Genomic DNA, 15,629 nt, shown 5'->3' on the forward strand with positions numbered 1-15,629 from the left:
TTACCACAATAAATCACGACTTGACTTTGTTGAAGAAGAATCTTGTTTATATGTAAGATTTTTGCGAATTTTTTTGGTTTGTTTTAGCACTTTTTGTGCTCCATAACGTGCTTTAATTTGCGATACAGTTTCAAGAGTAGTTGTTGCTAAAATTATTATCGAAGTTCCTGAAAAAGTTATTGCCGAAGGTAGACCTAACATTATCGCAATTGGCTGAAAAATTCCGAGAAAAGTCAAATAAATTGCGCTAAATACTGAAATTCTAAGAATAACACCAATTAAATAATCTTCAGTTTGCTCGCCAGGACGAATACCGGGGATAAAAGTTGAATTTTTGGCAAAATCCTGGGAAATTTTATCAATCCGTGATTGCTGAAGCGACATAATAATGCTAAAAATAATATTACATACAATAAATATACTAAGACCAATAGGATGATGAATTTGCAAATTATTATCGATTCAATTACGGGCAGCTGAAGTGTTTCGGTCAAAAAATCCAGTCAAAAGTGAAGGGATTGAAACAACAATTAAAGCAAAAATTATTGGCATAATTCCGGCTGGATTTAGTTTTAAAGGCAAAACCGATATTTCTTTAATGTTTTTGGACATTCCTGAACCAGTTTGTTGAATTGGGATTTTTCTCTCGGCCAAATAAACATAAACTGATATAAATAAAATAGCCAAAAATGCAACAATATAAAGGATAAAACTAAGGACTTGTGTTATTAAGGATGAAGGCGAAGAAAGATCGACTAAATACTCAAAAGCATGACGAAAACGTTGTGGAAGACCAACAATTATTCCCGAAAAAATTAATAACGAAGTCCCGTTTCCTACACCTTTATCGGTTATCTGTTCGGCTAAAAACAAGGAAAAAAGCGAACCAGCAACTAAAATTAAGGGTAAAGCAAACCAAATATATGCAGCGCTAGTAATTTCTAAACGAACAAAGCCAAAACTTTCATTAAGAATAACGGTTCGAATTAAAACAATCGCCTGAATAAGCGCAACAAGGAGAGTCAAAAATCTTGTAATTATATTGATTTTTCTTCTTCCGGCAGGACCAGACTGGGAAAGTCGGTGAATTGGAGGGAAAATCTTTGTCTGAGCAATAAGCATAAACAAAGACGACGTAATAAAAGGGCTGATGCCTAAGGCAACAACTGAAAAATTAAGTAACCCGCCACCACCGACGGTATTAATGATACCTAAAAATGAATTGGTATCAATTTGAAATTGCAACAACCTGAGCCCAGGAATAGTAATTGTACCACAAACAATAAAAATTACCAATAAAAAAAATGTAAAAATTATTTTGCGGGCAAGAACTTTTTCTTTATAAACAAGAAGGATATAATTTTTAAGACTTATATATCCAGAATTTGTTTTTTCTCAAAGTTTAGCAAAAAGTTTGCTCACTAGTTTACCTCAGTAATTGAACCGCCGAGCTCTTCTATTTTAGCTAGTGCCGCTGCAGAATAAGCATTTGTTGTTACAAAAAGTTTTTTTGTTAATTCACCTTTTGCAAGTAATTTTGCTGGCAAATTACGTTTTTTAAGCACACCTTTAAGATAAAGTGACTCAAGACTAATTTTATCCCCATCTTGATAACGGCTTTCAAGATCGGATAGGTTAAAGATTTCATATTTTTTTGAGTTAAAATTGCGGAAACCAATTTTTGGCACACGACGAAATCAAGGGTTTTGACCACCTTCAAAGCCAAGACGAACAGTTGAACGTTTTTTTTGTCCAGATTGACCTCTACCGGCTTGTTTACCTTTTCCAGCAGCATGCCCACGCCCTTTACGGTGTTTTTTTGTTCTTGCACCAGGGGTATAAGTTAAATTTTCAAGTCTTATTGCCATATTTGTTCCTATTTTTTTTAAGTTTTATAATTATACTTTATTTTAAAACTTTTTTTCAAAAAACATAAAAAAAGTTTTAAGTAATTTTTAGTGCCTAAATTTTACCCTAAGGCACTAATAATTTAAAGATTTTTTGCTATTTTTTAAATAAAGGGAAAAATTTATGAATTTGAGAAGCAAAAGTTATTTTTTTTGGGCTAAAACTTGTGATGGATTAAGATCACGAAGTTCAGCTATTTGATTAATAGTTTTAAGTCCTAAAAGCGCTTTGAGAGTTGCGCGCACAACGTTAATTTTTGTTCTTGATCCGTAAGTTTTTGTATAAATATCGGTATAACCAGCAAGTTCAACAACAGCACGCACGGTATTTGAAGCAACAATTCCTTTACCTCTTGGGGCTGGTTTGATTAGAATTTTTGAAGCTGAATATTTAGCATTTATCTCATGTGGAACGGTTGATCTTCGGTAAATTGGCACAGACACAAGACGGTTTTGTGCATCTTTTACGGCTTTACGAATTGAGTCTTGCACTTCGTTAGCTTTTCCGTGACCTAGTCCAACTTTTCCTTTTTTATTACCAACAACGGCAAAGGCACTAAAAGAAAAACGGCGTCCACCTTTTACTACTTTTGTTACACGGGCAACTGAAATTATTCTTTCTTCAAACTCAGGGCGAAAATTTTTTTCTTTTGGTTTTTGACGCTGACCACGTGGTCGTTGTTGACGGCTTGCTTCTTTTGGGCTGAATTGTTTTTGATTTTGACTGTTTTGATTTGTTTTTTGCTGGTTTGATTTATTGTGAAGATTTGTATCCATTTTAGAATTTTACTCCTTGGGCTCTTAATGATTCGGCAAAAGCTTTAATGCGACCATGATATAAATAACCGCTTCGGTCAAAAACAAAAGGATTTTCTTCCAATTTAAGCTCTTTTAATTTAGCGTATAATTCAGGGGCTAAATTACTTGCAGCTTGGATATTTCCGCTGTATTTATCAGTCTTGTCAAGTGTTGAAACCGAAAGGATAACTTGATTTTTTCAAGGATCAAAAATATAAGCATAAAAATGACGTAAAGATTTATATACGCCAATCCGGTATTTTTTTTGGTCTTGGTGCGAAGGACTTAGTTTTGCTAAAATACGGACATGTTTTGCTTTTCGGTGAAAATTACGTGATTTTTGCATAATTATTTAGAAGCTTTTTTCCCTTCTTTGAGTTTGAGAATTTCGTTACTATAAGAAATTCCTTTGCCTGAATAAGGATTTGGCCGACGAACTTGACGAATTTGGGCGCTAAATTGGCCAACTTTTTGTTTGTCAATACCTTTAATTACAATAGTTGTTGCATTTGGTACTAAAACATCAAGTTCGGTTGGCACTTTGAGTTCAACTGGATGAGAATAACCAACTAAAAGTTCAATAACTTTTTCTTTTAAAGTTGCCTTATACCCAACCCCTTTAATTTTGAGTTCTTTTTGAAAACCTTTTGAAACACCAATTAACATTCCACTAAGGTGAGAATTTGTTGTTCCATGAAGTTGTTTTACATGTTTATCTTCAGATTTTCTGATTGTCTTTAGTGTACTGTTTTCTTCAATAATTGTAATTAAATCAGAAAATTGACGCTCTAAAATACCTAAGGGACCTTGAATTTTAACATTTGAGCCATTAATTTCAACACTAACTTTTTCAGGAATAATTAAAACACGATTACCGACACGTGACATATTTTTTACCAAATGTAGGCGATAATTTCACCGCCGACATTTTCCTTTCTTGCTTGTGAATCAGTTAAGAGCCCTTTTGAAGTTGATAAAATTGCAATTCCGTAGCCAGATTGGACAAAAGGAATTTTTTGGGCAGGAGCATAAACGCGAAGCGAAGGTTTAGAAATTCTTTTAAGTCCAGAAATTGATGAAGTAGTTCCTTTGTATTTGAGCTCAACAGTTATTGTTTTTTTAAGCTCGCCTTCAATTTGGAAATCTTTAATATATCCAGCTTCTTTAATAATTTCTAACATTTTTGCTTTAATTTTTGAATGTTGAAATGATACTTGTTTGTGTTTTCTGATTGTTGCATTCCGAATTCGGGTTAGCATATCAGCAATTGGATCTGTTATAAAAGCCATAATTTTACCAACTCGCTTTCTTAATTCCAGGAATTCGTCCTTGGTGAGCCAAAGTACGAAAACAAATACGGCAAATACGGAATTTTCTTAAAACTGAATGAGAACGGCCACACAACTGACAACGAGTATAGGCACGAACTTTGAATTTAGGAGCCCGATTTGCTTTGACTTTTCACGACATTTTTGCCATAGATTTATCCTTTAACCTAAAAAATTTTTAATTTTTTGCGAAAAATTAACTTTTTTTCGCAAAAGGAAAGCCTAATAATTCAAGAAGTTTTAAGGCTTGCTCATTATTTTTTGCACTTGTTACTATTATTACATCAAGTCCGCGAATTTTTGTGATTTTATCAAAAGTTATCTCAGGAAAAACGATTGATTCTTTAAAACCAAGGGCAAAATTTCCTTTGCCATCAAAAGATTTAGGGGAAAGACCACGAAAATCACGAATACGAGGAATTGCAATATTGAGAACTTTTGAAAGAAAATTTCACATTTGTTCACGACGGAGAGTAACTTTTCCACCAACTGGCATTCCTTGACGAAGTTTTCAAGTTGCAAGTGATTTTTTTGCCACTGTTTTATACGGTTTTTGACCGGTAATGTTTGCAAGATCATCAAGAACAGCTTCGATTGCTTTTGCATTTGTTACTTGATTTCCGGCAGTCATATTAACGACAACTTTTACAATTTTGGGAACTTCAGAAGGAGATTTGAAATTAAAATGGTCTTTTAGTTGGCCAAAAACATTATCACGATAGTGCTCTTGAAGCTTTGTCATACTAAATAGCCTTTCCTGTTTTTTTTGCAATTCGGGTTTTTTTACCATTTTCTACTTTAAAGCCAACACGAGTTGGAACAGCCGGCTTATCTTTTCCAGCTTTTTTGGCAACAAGCGCTAGTTTTGAAAGTAAAATTGGCGCCTCATAAGTGACAATTTCACCTTTTGTATTTTGATTTGAAGGTTTACGGTGTTTTGTTTTAATGTTAACATCTTTAACAATTGCCGCATTTTTTGCAGGAATTATTTCAAGGACAGATGAGACTTTACCTTTGTCATCGCCAGATAAAACTACAACTGAATCATTTTTACGAATTTTTTGCATTTTTTAGAGAACCTCCTGCGCCAGTGAAGCGATTTTTAGGTAACCTTTTTCACGGATTTCTCTGGCAATTGGCCCAAAAACACGTGTTCCTCTTGGGGTTCCATCCTCTTTGATAATTACAACTGCATTGTCATCAAATTTTATATGTGAACCATTTGGACGACGAAGACCGTATGTTGAACGGACAATTAGTGCCTTAACGACTTGTCCTTCTTTGAGCATTCCGTTAGGAATTGCTTTTTTAACAGAAACTACAACAATGTCACCAATATTTGAAGTTTTTTTAACAGATCCACCTAAATTTCTGATTACACCAACAATTTTTGCACCTGAATTGTCAGCAACATTTAAACGAGATTGTTCTTGAACCATTTTAGACTTCTCCTTTTTTTTGTAAAACTTCAACTAGACGGAAATGTTTTGTTTTTGACATTGGACGGCATTCTGCTATTTTAACAAAATCACCAACATTTGCTGTTCCTGCTTGGTCATGAGTTGCAAATTTTTTTGTCTTTTTGAACCGTTTTCCATAAAGTTTATGTTTATAAGCTGTCTCAACAGAAACCATTATTGTCTTATCAGAAGTGCGAATTACTTTTCCTTGCAGTGTTTTACGAAGATTACGCTTTTGGGGAATTTTTTCTAAATTATTGTTCATTTTGGCTACTCATTTCTGCTGGTTTTGTTTGAATTTTTGGGGCTAAAAGCGGCTTGATATGGGCATTAAAATGGGCTTTTATTGATTTTGGCGATTTTGCAAATACGACTTTTTGGGCTTTTTTTTGCTTTTTGGTGAGTTTTTTTGGCTTTGGATTTTGGGCTAATTTTTGCTCAGAAAGAATTGTTAAAATTCGGGCAATTATTTTACGAATCTGACTGATTTTGTGAGTTTGATCTAAATTTGAACTTTGATTTTTAAATCTTAAAATAAATAATTCAGAACGGTATTCAAGAAGAAGTGCATTAAGTTCGCTTGGTGTTTTTTTTAAAAGTTCTTTATATTCCATTGTTTTCCTAAGATATAGTTACTATTTTTCATTTTAGTGGTAATTTATGTCCACCAAGTCGAAGTGCATCACGAGCAACATCGTCTTTTACACCTTTAATTTCAAACATCATTGTATTTTTTTTAACAACAGCGACTCAACGATCAACTGAACCTTTTCCAGATCCCATCCGCACACCAATTGGCTTAGAAGTTAAAGACAAATGTGGAAAAATTCGAATAATAACTTGACCTTCACGTCCCATTCTTCTTGTAATTGCAATACGGGCAGCTTCAATTTGGGCTGCAGAAATTCAAGCTGAGCCAACGGCTTGAAGTCCATAGTCACCAAAGGCTAAAAAATTTCCTGAGTGTGCTTCCCGTTTATCGTGATAAAGACGGAAAGTTTTACGGTGCTTAGTTTTTTTTGGTTGCAACATTTTTATCTCCTTTTATCACTTCTTATTACAGATTCAATATCAATTTTTTGTCTTGACTCACCAAGTGAGACTCAAACTTTAACGCCCAAAATTCCGTAAGTTGTTTTTGCAATTGCGGTTGCATATTCAACATTTTGACGTAAAGTGTGCAATTTCATTTCACCTTCGGCATATCCTTCAGAACGAGCCATTTCAACACCATTAAGACGACCAGAGACAAGTGTTTTTACCCCTTTTGCGCCCGCTTTTAGTGCGGTTCGAATTGCAAATTTTTGGGCAATTCGGTATGAGCCACGTTGTTCAAGTTTTTGCGCAATTGTTTCAGCCATTAATTTTGCATTTAATTCAGGATTTGTGATTTCAATTGCATCAATGTGTAAAACAATTTTACGGTTTTTAAGAGTTTTTTTAAGTTGTTCAACAATTTTTTTCAGATTTTCGCCTGAAGATCCAAGAAATGAACCAAGTCTTGCTGTATAGACTAAAACAGTAATTGCATTATTGCGATCACGACGAATTATTGTGTTTCCAATTTGGTATTCACGGGTTAATTTTTCAAAAAAACGGTGAATTTTAACATCTTCTAACAAATTAGCGGCAAATTTATTTTTCTCTGCATACCAAATTGCATTATGAGCTCTTGTTATTCCAAAACGGAAACCATTTGGATTTACCTTTTGTCCCATTATTTTTCTCCTTGTTTTGGATTTAAGTCTTGATTGTTAGTTTCTGGTAAAACTTCAGCAGAAGTTGTACTTTCAGAGTCAAAAGTCTCAAAAGTGCTTGAATCTTCACTGTTGTCTAGAGCTGCAAGAACAACTTTGAAATGAGAAGTTCTTTTAAGAATTTGACTTGCTGATCCTTTTGCCCGTGGACGAAAACGTTTTAGAGTTGGACCTTCATTAACAATCGCTGATTTTACAACTAAATTTGCTTGTTCAAGACCATGATTATTAATTGCATTGGCAATGGCAGAATTGATTAGTTTTCGAAAAATTGGTGATGCTTTTTTATTAGTATGGGCCAAAATTGAAAGGGCTTCAAAGACAGGTTTATTTTTAACTAAATTAGCAACAAGGCGTGCTTTTGAGGCAGAAATTCTTTGGGTTTTTAAAGAAGCAACTGCATAATTATTGTTTTCGAAATTCATTTATATTGTCCTTTTATTTCTTTTTAGCCTTGTCTTTTCCATGCCCATAATAAGTTCTTGTTGGTGAAAACTCGCCTAATTTGTGGCCTACCATATCATCAGTTACATAAACTTCGTTAAAAATTTTGCCATTGTGGACCAAAAAAGTTAGACCAACAAATTGGGGAAAAATAGTTGACCGGCGTGATCAAGTCTTAATTGGTTTGCGTGAATTTTTCATAATTGCATCATCAACTTTTTTAAGAAGATGCTCATCAGCAAATGGACCTTTTTTAAGTGAACGAGCCATTATTTTTTAGATTCCTTTCTTGAACGGATTATCAATTTAGTTGAAGCTTTTTTAGGATTTCTTGTCTTAACTCCAAGTGCTTTTTTACCTCAAGGAGTAAGTGGGCTTTTACGTCCAATTGGTTGTTTACCTTCTCCACCTCCATGTGGGTGATCATTTGGATTCATTACTGATCCACGAACGGTTGGTCTAATTCCTTTGTGACGATTTCTTCCTGCTTTACCGATGTTAACAAGTGAATTTTCTTCATTTCCAACTACACCAACAGTTGCCCGGCAAGTAGATAAAATTCGACGGTATTCTCCTGATTTTAATTTAAGAATAACATACTTTCCGTTTTCATCACGACCTTGAATTTGGGCTCAAGTTCCCGCTGAACGAATTAGTTGACCCCCTGCTCCTGGATGGAGTTCGAGATTGTGAACAAAAGTACCTTCAGGAATATTTTTAAGCGGCAAACAGTTTCCAACAAGAATATCAGCCTCAGGACCGGAGGAAATTTTTTGACCTACTTTTAGATTTTTAGGTGCTAAAATATAACGTTTTTCGCCGTCAATATAAGAAACAAGGGCGATATTTGCTGAACGATTTGGGTCATATTCAATTGTTTTTACAATTGCCGGAATATTGTCTTTATTTCTTTTAAAATCAATTAGACGGTATTTTCTTTTGTGCCGACCGCCTTGATGTCTAACGGTAATTTTACCTTGAGAATTACGACCTGAATGTTTTTTTAAAGTTACAAGCAAAGACTTTTCTGGTCTGTTTGTTGTTAAATTTGCGCCAAAATCAAGTGAAGACATATGACGACGGCCGTTTGTTGTTGGTTTATAATATTTAAGCGCCATTAGTTTGTCTCTCCTTGTTCATTAGTTTGGTTTTTTGGGTCATTTTCAGGCTGATTTTCTTCAGTTTTTTGACTTTCGGCGGCCTGTTTTTTTGCAAGTTTTTGGGCTATTTCCTGATTTTTTTGCTCAAATTGGGCTCTTTTTTCTTCAATTTGTTGGCTGAATTCTTGTTGGGCTTTGTTGGTTTGGTCAAGACTTTCTTGTGCTGGAGCTTCGTCCTCAAAAAGATTAATTGTGTATCCTGGTTTTAATTTTACAAATGCTTTTTTGTATTTAGTGCTAAAACCACGTGATTTTCCTAGTTTTTTTTCTTTTTTTGGAACAGTGAAAATATTAACTTTTTCAACTTTTACATTAAAAATGTATTCAACAGCTTTTTTTGTCTCAGAACGATTTGTTGTCGGACTTACTTTAAAAGAATAAACTCCTTGAGACATTAACTGGTAGGATTTTTCAGTTAAAATTGGACCTTTAATAATATTATTTACGTTCATCTTCAATCCTTTTTTTAAGACTTGCAATATCATTTTCGGAAATGATTAGCAAATCAGTTTTTACTAGTGATTCAACTGTTATTGAATTAGGTTTTACTAACTCGACATTTGGTAAATTTCTTGCTGATAAAAATAAATTTGTATCAGTTGAGGCGATTAAAATGTGACGAAGTTTATCAATTTTAAAGGTTTTTAACTGTTCTACCAGAAGTTTAGTTGAAATTTTGTCCATTGAAAAATCATTTACTAAAACTTGGTGATTTTGTGCTAGCTGAGAAAGGGCGCCAACAAAAGCTAGTTTTTTTACTTTTTTGTTTACTTTTAGAGTGTAATTTCTTAAAGTTGTCGGTCCAAAAGCGCGACCCCCGCCAACAAAAATTGGTGATCTTCTTGATCCAGCACGGGCTTTCCCGGTTGATTTTTGTTTTCAAGGTTTTTTCCCTGTCCCTGAAACTTCACCACGGTTTTTAACTTTGTGAGTTGAAAAACGACGTGAGGCTCTTTCGGCCAAAATTGAGTCAAAAATAGCTTGAGTTTTTAATTCTTTTTGCTCAAATAAAACTTCTGGAAGAGCTTTATCAGGGTTAAATTTAACAATATTTTCGTATTTTGCGCTCTGAATTGAAATTGGTGTGTTTTTATTCATGTTTTAACTCCTGATCTTTGGGACTAACTTCAAAAAGATTAATGGGAGTTTTAGAAGTTGATTTTTTAATTGCGGTTCTTATCATAACAAATGATTTTTTCGGACCAGGAATTGAACCTTTTACTATTAATAAATTATTTTCCTGATCAACTTTGACAATTTCAAGTGACTGCTTGGTTACCCGAGAATGTCCTAGACGTCCTGGCATTGTCATTCCTTTAACAACTTTGTTTCCGGAAATATCTCCAAGTGAACCAGTCTGACGAATTGGTTTTGAACCACCACCACCACCGTGAGATCTAGGCCCAATTGCTTGATTGTGACGTTTAATTGGACCAGCAAAACCTTTTCCTTTGGAAGTTCCAATTACATCAACAAATTCACCTGCGCTAAATATTGAAACATTAATGGTTTGACCTAATTTTAAACCTGGAAAATCACGGAATTCACGAACAAATTTTTTCGGTTTAGTATCAGCTTTTGCAAAATGACCTAGTTCAGGTTTTTTGTGAGCTGATTGCTTTTTATCAAAAACACCGAGCTGAATTGCTTCATAGTTATCTTTTTCTTTAGTAAGAATTTTTGTAACTATGTTTTCAGGAACTTCAATGACGCTAACAGGAATCGAAATACCATCAACTGTAAAAAGTTGAGTCATTCCAATTTTTCTACCTAAAATTCCCTTCATTTTAATTTACCTCGATTTCTAATCAAACGCCAGCTGGCAATTGTGTTCGTGAAATTTTTTCTGTAACTGCTTTTTGATTGTTTGGTGAAACTTTTAAAATTACTAGCCGTTTGTGAGTGCGACTTTCAAATTGTTCACGAGATTTTTTATTAACGTGGACAGATCTCAAAATTGTATAAATCGCTCTTGAAGTTGGCAGCGGTACCGGGCCACATGTCTCGACATTAAGTTCACGCGCTAAAAGAATGACCTTTTTAGCAGCAGCATCAATTTGACGGTGATCAAACGATTTGAACTTAATTTTTATTGATGTTGTGCTCATAAAAAAATAAGTGAGTTGCTCCTGTTCATATTTTTGAACGGACTCGACATAAAAACCAATACACAAAAACAACTCCTTCTCGTGTATTGCAACCTTATGTTTCATAGTCCTTACAATGTAAAGATTAATTATAACAAAAAAACAAAAAATTTTCTTATCTTTGTAAATATTTTTAGACAAATTTTAGCAAAGCAAAAAATAAGAAAACTTTTCTTCGAATAAATGCTTATTTATTATACATGCAAATCCGCTAAAACAAAAGACAAAAAATGATTTTTTCTAAATTAATATAATAATTTATAGGTTGGCTAGCTTTTTGTAGTCTTAATTTTAACTTTTTTAATAGTTAATTTTTTAATTTTCCAATAGCTAAAAATGACTATCAAGCTTAAAACTGAAATCAGAACCATAAATATTAAAAATGAAAAGTAAAATGAAAGATAAATAGAAGTTGCGGTCGTAGCAATTGTGACTAACGTGTAAAAAATTGCTCTAGTGACCAGTGAAATTCCGTTTTGGACATGGAATTTTTCTTTACTAAAAAATAAATATGACAAACTGGAAAAAGCTGGAAAAAACAACGAAAATATGAACTGATTCAAACTAGTAATTATCATATATGAATAAAATTGGACATTTAAATTTTTGATAAAAGCAACAAAAGGTCAAATTCAACCTAATATTAGCAGGCCAACCAAAAGTCAAATAATGCTAATTTTTTTCCTTGTTTTATTTAGTATTAAAAAACTGACAATTGTTCCTAAAACTGAAGCAAACGAAAAACCAATATTGAGCCATGTTGCTAACTGTTGGTAATTAAAAAGCTCAACTTGACTTTGAGAATTAATATATTCAAAAATCGGCGGAAATAAAGTTGTTCTTGGCAAAAAGAAAATTGCAACAATAAAGTGACCGGCAAGGACAAAAACTCATTTATAAGTCGAAATTTTTTTGTCATTTTCTTTGAAATTTTCTTGCTGACTAAGGGCAAAATCAAATTTTTTTGCATTTAATTTCAGCCAAAAATAAAGCATACCTGAAATTGAATAGGTGATCATATTAAATAAAACCATTCAATAAAAATCAAGTTTAGAATAGATAACTAAGGCAAATACTGCCGAAACTAAAAACCCCATTGCTGTTGCAAAAGAGGAAAAAACATTAATATTTTGCATCTGTTTTTCATTTTGCGCTAGATAATAAACAATATTTTTCAAATAAATAAATCGAAAAGCATGGATAAAACCAAGCAATGTATTGACTAAAATTAATATTATTGAAAAGGTAAAAATTTGACTATTAGCCAGACTAAAAAAAATAATTAGCAAAAAAGCTAAACAAAAAACACTCAAAATATCTGAAATTAATAGAATAATTTTGTCGTTTTTTCATTTTTGGACAATTTTGCTACTAAATAAATAAACTACCAAATTAGGTATTTGAATTAACAAATATAAAATTGTAACTAGCCAAAAATCACCTGTAATTTTAAATATGTATAAAGACGAACTAAACTTAAAAGCTTCCGAACCTATAAGCGAAGTGCTAAGTGAACTAGTAAATTTGATTGAATTTTTAAAAAATATTGTCATTTATTTCCTTGCAAATTCAAAGCAAAAAGAAAAAATTTTTTATTAGTGACATTGAGGAATTAGAATGTATTTTTGACACCGGAATTGATAAAGTTATGGCGTTTTGATTTTGAAAATTAGTGATATCAGTTCAACCTGAGCCAAAATAAGCTTTAAAAGGAATGCTATTTTTTTGAAAAATTTCGACAATTTTGTTGTAAAAAACAATATTATGTGCCATAAAAGTATCAGCTACTCTTATTTTTATACCTTCATTATCTCAATTTTGGTCCTCACAGACATCAATATTAACCAAAAATTTGTATTTTTTAATTTGATTAGTAACAAAAAAATCTTTTGTTCCTTGTAGTTGAATTTCCTCTTTTGTCGTCAGAAGAATATCGAAATTTTTATCAATATCCAAAAGAATTCTAGCTAATATGTTAGAAATTTTATTATCTTGATTTCGCGAAAAGATACTAAAACCGGAAATTTTTACATCACTTTTGGGCAAAACTTGGTAAATTCCATTTTCAGGGATTCCAAGGCACTTTAAATTAGACCGATTTATTTTTGTACTTTTTTCTTCAGAAAAAACTAAATTGTCAACTTTGACACAAGAAATTTCATTAATTTTTTCTGAATTCTGGTCAAATATTTCAAAAACACCTGAGTCAAAATAAGTTGTTCCTTGATTAAAAACCTCGCCAGCTATTGCAATACAACCTACTTCATCGCTGTGATTTATGAATAAAACATTGTTATTTTTATTATTTTTTGATAAATAAGCGCCGTTTGTTTTTTTATGAATTTTATCGCCAAATAGTTTTTCAATATACTTTTTTTCAAAACCTGGGATTGATGGAAAATTCAAAAAATTTACCATCATATTTGTATAAATTAGCTTGCTTTTTAGTATTTTGTCAAAAAAATCCAAATTGCCTTTAAAATGTTCCTTGATAAAAGTTAAAAAATTATAGATATAATTTTTTAACGATTGATTAAAATAATTATCATAGCTTTTTAATTTTGAAAAATCAAAATATTTATCAAGCATTTTGTCATAATTATAAAACCAATAAATAAAGAAACTGTTTCATAGACTATTTTGAAAGAAATTTTTTTCGCTTTGATAATTAATATTGTCTGGATTTTTACTTAGTATATTTCAGGAAATGTTCAAATCATCAATTATACTTAGCATTTTTTTATTTGAATCATGTGGAAAAACTGGGCTTAGAACATAACCCATCATCATAATTTTTTGAAAAAAAGCATACTTGATGTTTAATTCATAAAGATTTTTGTATTGAGATTCTTTTAAAAATTGCTTGTTTATTGTTTCTAATACTATAAATTCAATAATAAAGCCGTTAATTCTAATTATTTGTAAATTGTCGTCTTTTTTTATCAATTCAACATTTTTTTCTTGCAAAATAAAATTAATAAATTTTTGACGTTGGCTAAAGGAACAATTTACAAAGCCCAAATCTAAATCATTGGGCTTTCGACTTATAACATTTTCCTTTCAAAATAGATAACTTCCTTTTAGAAAAATTTCCAAATTCAAATTATTTTCTTTATTGAATTTGCAAATTAACGATGCTATTTGGCTAATAATTTCTTGCATTTTTATATTAAAATTTCCAAATTTACTTGTTTAGGCGATTAGTTGAACTTCGGGGATATCAGATTTCTTTATTATAAATAACAGCAATCTTTCAAGGTCAATACTAAAACCAGAAGTTTTTAAAGCATATTTTTTATAATTTCGAATATTGCTCGTATTTTTTAGGATCCTTTTTATATATTATAATGAATTTAACGATTCATTACGATTTTATTTATACTTTTTTGGTAAAATGGCGCTATTATTGAGGGCATATTATTTAATCAAATAATTTTTTGTGATCGCCAAAATTCATGTTTTTGCCTTTTGCTGTTGATTTTTAAAAAAGAAAAACTAGCTTAATGCTTAAAATATAATTGTAATTTTGTTGAATTAGTAATTGAAATTGCCAAAATTTTAACATAAAAACATAAATTAGTACAAAAAGTAGGGGAATATTAAAATTTTGTTTTATGTTTATAGAATTTATAGTTTGCAAAAATATCTATGAATAAAAATATTATTTTTACCATTTTTTAACAAAAATTATATTTTTGTATTTTTCTTGTTTTTGTTCTTTGTTATTCAATTTAGCGTGATATAATTGTTAATAAACAAACTTATAAGTACTTTATAAATAAATTTTATTAAGGGGATTTTATGTTATTAGCAAAAAAAATAAAAAAAATTTTACTAAACTTAACAGCATTAACAAGTTTAACGCTTGCAGTCGCAACACCAGCAATTGTTGCTAGTCAAAAAATAAACGCGAAAGCTTCTTTAGCTTTTTCTGGAATTTCGTCTTCGGCAAAAAAAAATAATATACAACTTGCTGAAATAAATGAAGAAGACTTTTATTTCGGAATAGAATTGGTAGGTGACCAAAATTTATCATATTATGGCGGTTTATTTTATCAAGACAAAATTTCATGAACTGGACAAGTAAAAACAAAATTTAGATTAAAAAATAAATATTATTATAGTCCAAAAAATTTAAAATTACAGCTGATATCTTGAATTTCGGGGCTTGGAAGCCCTTCTTTTCAAGTTGGTGACGAGATAAGATATGATGGTAAATTTTCACCTAGGGCAAGTATGAATACAGATGCTTGAATTGATTCCAATGGTTATCTTATTCAAACAATAACTAGTCATAATAATAAATATGCTTCAATTAATTATGATTATCACGGTTGAAAATACAAAGTAACAAAATTCGGCAGCTATGCGGCAGCAAGAATTGATTTTGGTTGAAAAACTAGGAATTTATTATCTAATTCTTCTTTTTATAAGGTTTCTAAATTATCTGAAAGTTTGGGATAACAATAAAGAATTTCTAAAATTTTTGGGGAAAAATGAGTTATTTTCTCAATTATTAGTACAAGTTTAGGGTCAATCGCTATAAGTATTGCATTAATTTATTATGTTTTTAATAAGTCTATTGAATTTGAAATAAATAGATTTGAGCCTAAAACATTAGCTAGTGA

Annotated in this window: 23 protein-coding genes and 1 pseudogene; 1 reads left to right on the forward strand and 23 read right to left on the reverse strand. The window is 31.5% G+C overall.

The genetic code is table 4. The annotated features are described in order from the left end of the window. The 23 genes and pseudogenes from secY to KW512_RS01095 all read right to left on the reverse strand — a co-directional run bounded on the left by secY (position 1) and on the right by KW512_RS01095 (position 14,163). On the reverse strand, positions 1-1,422 hold the full coding sequence (gene secY / locus KW512_RS00985) for a preprotein translocase subunit SecY (RefSeq protein WP_258841650.1): 1,422 nt from the start codon (positions 1,420-1,422) through the stop codon (positions 1-3). After that, positions 1,422-1,868, reverse strand: a complete 447-nt coding sequence (gene rplO / locus KW512_RS00990; RefSeq protein WP_010321366.1) for a 50S ribosomal protein L15 — start codon at positions 1,866-1,868, stop codon at positions 1,422-1,424. The genes secY and rplO overlap by 1 nt, the downstream gene beginning before the upstream one ends. A gap of 183 nt (positions 1,869-2,051) precedes the next feature. Further along, positions 2,052-2,684 (reverse strand): 30S ribosomal protein S5, encoded by a 633-nt coding sequence (gene rpsE, locus KW512_RS00995; protein ID WP_258841651.1) that lies wholly within the window; start codon positions 2,682-2,684, stop codon positions 2,052-2,054. A 1-nt stretch (position 2,685) separates the two neighbouring features. Then, on the reverse strand, positions 2,686-3,051 hold the full coding sequence (gene rplR / locus KW512_RS01000; RefSeq protein ID WP_069096606.1) for a 50S ribosomal protein L18: 366 nt from the start codon (positions 3,049-3,051) through the stop codon (positions 2,686-2,688). Between the two features lie 2 nt (positions 3,052-3,053). Further along, the gene (gene rplF / locus KW512_RS01005) at positions 3,054-3,593 is read right to left on the reverse strand and encodes a 50S ribosomal protein L6 (protein ID WP_258841652.1); all 540 of its coding nucleotides are present in this window, start codon (positions 3,591-3,593) and stop codon (positions 3,054-3,056) included. Between the two features lie 5 nt (positions 3,594-3,598). Continuing rightward, positions 3,599-3,994: a 30S ribosomal protein S8 gene (gene rpsH / locus KW512_RS01010; RefSeq protein ID WP_069098717.1), complete on the reverse strand. Its 396-nt coding sequence runs from the start codon at positions 3,992-3,994 to the stop codon at positions 3,599-3,601. 4 nt (positions 3,995-3,998) lie between these two features. Then, on the reverse strand, positions 3,999-4,184 hold the full coding sequence (locus KW512_RS01015; RefSeq protein ID WP_010321361.1) for a type Z 30S ribosomal protein S14: 186 nt from the start codon (positions 4,182-4,184) through the stop codon (positions 3,999-4,001). A gap of 45 nt (positions 4,185-4,229) precedes the next feature. Beyond that, entirely contained in the window at positions 4,230-4,775 is a 546-nt protein-coding gene (rplE, locus tag KW512_RS01020; RefSeq protein ID WP_010321360.1) for a 50S ribosomal protein L5, read from the reverse strand. 1 nt (position 4,776) lies between these two features. Beyond that, positions 4,777-5,100: a 50S ribosomal protein L24 gene (gene rplX / locus KW512_RS01025; protein WP_044284054.1), complete on the reverse strand. Its 324-nt coding sequence runs from the start codon at positions 5,098-5,100 to the stop codon at positions 4,777-4,779. Positions 5,101-5,103: 3 nt separating this feature from the next. Beyond that, positions 5,104-5,472 (reverse strand): 50S ribosomal protein L14, encoded by a 369-nt coding sequence (gene rplN, locus KW512_RS01030; RefSeq protein WP_010321358.1) that lies wholly within the window; start codon positions 5,470-5,472, stop codon positions 5,104-5,106. Between the two features lies 1 nt (position 5,473). After that, entirely contained in the window at positions 5,474-5,758 is a 285-nt protein-coding gene (rpsQ, locus tag KW512_RS01035; protein WP_069098362.1) for a 30S ribosomal protein S17, read from the reverse strand. Continuing rightward, positions 5,748-6,107 carry a 50S ribosomal protein L29 gene (gene rpmC, locus KW512_RS01040; RefSeq protein WP_258841653.1) on the reverse strand — a complete coding sequence of 120 codons (360 nt, stop codon included), beginning with the start codon at positions 6,105-6,107 and terminating at the stop codon, positions 5,748-5,750. Before rpmC ends, rpsQ begins: the two co-directional genes overlap by 11 nt. A 7-nt stretch (positions 6,108-6,114) precedes the next feature. Next, on the reverse strand, positions 6,115-6,525 hold the full coding sequence (gene rplP / locus KW512_RS01045; RefSeq protein ID WP_010321355.1) for a 50S ribosomal protein L16: 411 nt from the start codon (positions 6,523-6,525) through the stop codon (positions 6,115-6,117). Between the two features lie 2 nt (positions 6,526-6,527). Beyond that, positions 6,528-7,211, reverse strand: a complete 684-nt coding sequence (gene rpsC / locus KW512_RS01050) for a 30S ribosomal protein S3 (protein WP_069096611.1) — start codon at positions 7,209-7,211, stop codon at positions 6,528-6,530. A 95-nt stretch (positions 7,212-7,306) separates the two neighbouring features. Continuing rightward, positions 7,307-7,675 (reverse strand): annotated as a pseudogene (gene rplV / locus KW512_RS01055) (50S ribosomal protein L22); the annotation flags it as partial. Positions 7,676-7,688: 13 nt separating this feature from the next. Beyond that, complete coding sequence (rpsS, locus tag KW512_RS01060) at positions 7,689-7,964, reverse strand: 30S ribosomal protein S19 (protein ID WP_010321352.1); 276 nt, start codon at positions 7,962-7,964, stop codon at positions 7,689-7,691. Beyond that, positions 7,964-8,812, reverse strand: a complete 849-nt coding sequence (gene rplB / locus KW512_RS01065; RefSeq protein WP_010321351.1) for a 50S ribosomal protein L2 — start codon at positions 8,810-8,812, stop codon at positions 7,964-7,966. Before rplB ends, rpsS begins: the two co-directional genes overlap by 1 nt. Beyond that, a complete protein-coding gene (gene rplW, locus KW512_RS01070; RefSeq protein ID WP_258841654.1) occupies positions 8,812-9,306 on the reverse strand; it encodes a 50S ribosomal protein L23 in 495 nt (164 codons plus the stop codon). The genes rplB and rplW overlap by 1 nt, the downstream gene beginning before the upstream one ends. Then, positions 9,293-9,952, reverse strand: a complete 660-nt coding sequence (gene rplD / locus KW512_RS01075) for a 50S ribosomal protein L4 (protein WP_258841655.1) — start codon at positions 9,950-9,952, stop codon at positions 9,293-9,295. The genes rplW and rplD overlap by 14 nt, the downstream gene beginning before the upstream one ends. Then, the gene (rplC, locus tag KW512_RS01080; protein ID WP_044285661.1) at positions 9,945-10,640 is read right to left on the reverse strand and encodes a 50S ribosomal protein L3; all 696 of its coding nucleotides are present in this window, start codon (positions 10,638-10,640) and stop codon (positions 9,945-9,947) included. The genes rplD and rplC overlap by 8 nt, the downstream gene beginning before the upstream one ends. Position 10,641: 1 nt before the next feature. Then, a complete protein-coding gene (gene rpsJ, locus KW512_RS01085; protein WP_029513109.1) occupies positions 10,642-10,962 on the reverse strand; it encodes a 30S ribosomal protein S10 in 321 nt (106 codons plus the stop codon). A 308-nt stretch (positions 10,963-11,270) separates the two neighbouring features. Continuing rightward, positions 11,271-12,554, reverse strand: a complete 1,284-nt coding sequence (locus KW512_RS01090; RefSeq protein WP_258841656.1) for an MFS transporter — start codon at positions 12,552-12,554, stop codon at positions 11,271-11,273. Continuing rightward, positions 12,538-14,163 carry a hypothetical protein gene (locus tag KW512_RS01095; RefSeq protein WP_258841657.1) on the reverse strand — a complete coding sequence of 542 codons (1,626 nt, stop codon included), beginning with the start codon at positions 14,161-14,163 and terminating at the stop codon, positions 12,538-12,540. Before KW512_RS01095 ends, KW512_RS01090 begins: the two co-directional genes overlap by 17 nt. 639 nt (positions 14,164-14,802) lie before the next feature. On the opposite strand from KW512_RS01095, the gene KW512_RS01100 reads away from it, so the two are divergent. After that, positions 14,803-15,465: a hypothetical protein gene (locus KW512_RS01100; protein WP_258841658.1), complete on the forward strand. Its 663-nt coding sequence runs from the start codon at positions 14,803-14,805 to the stop codon at positions 15,463-15,465. Positions 15,466-15,629 lie beyond the last annotated feature (164 nt).

This window comes from Mesomycoplasma ovipneumoniae (genome assembly GCF_024758565.1).
Lineage (GTDB): Bacteria > Bacillota_I > Bacilli_A > Mycoplasmatales > Metamycoplasmataceae > Mesomycoplasma > Mesomycoplasma ovipneumoniae_B.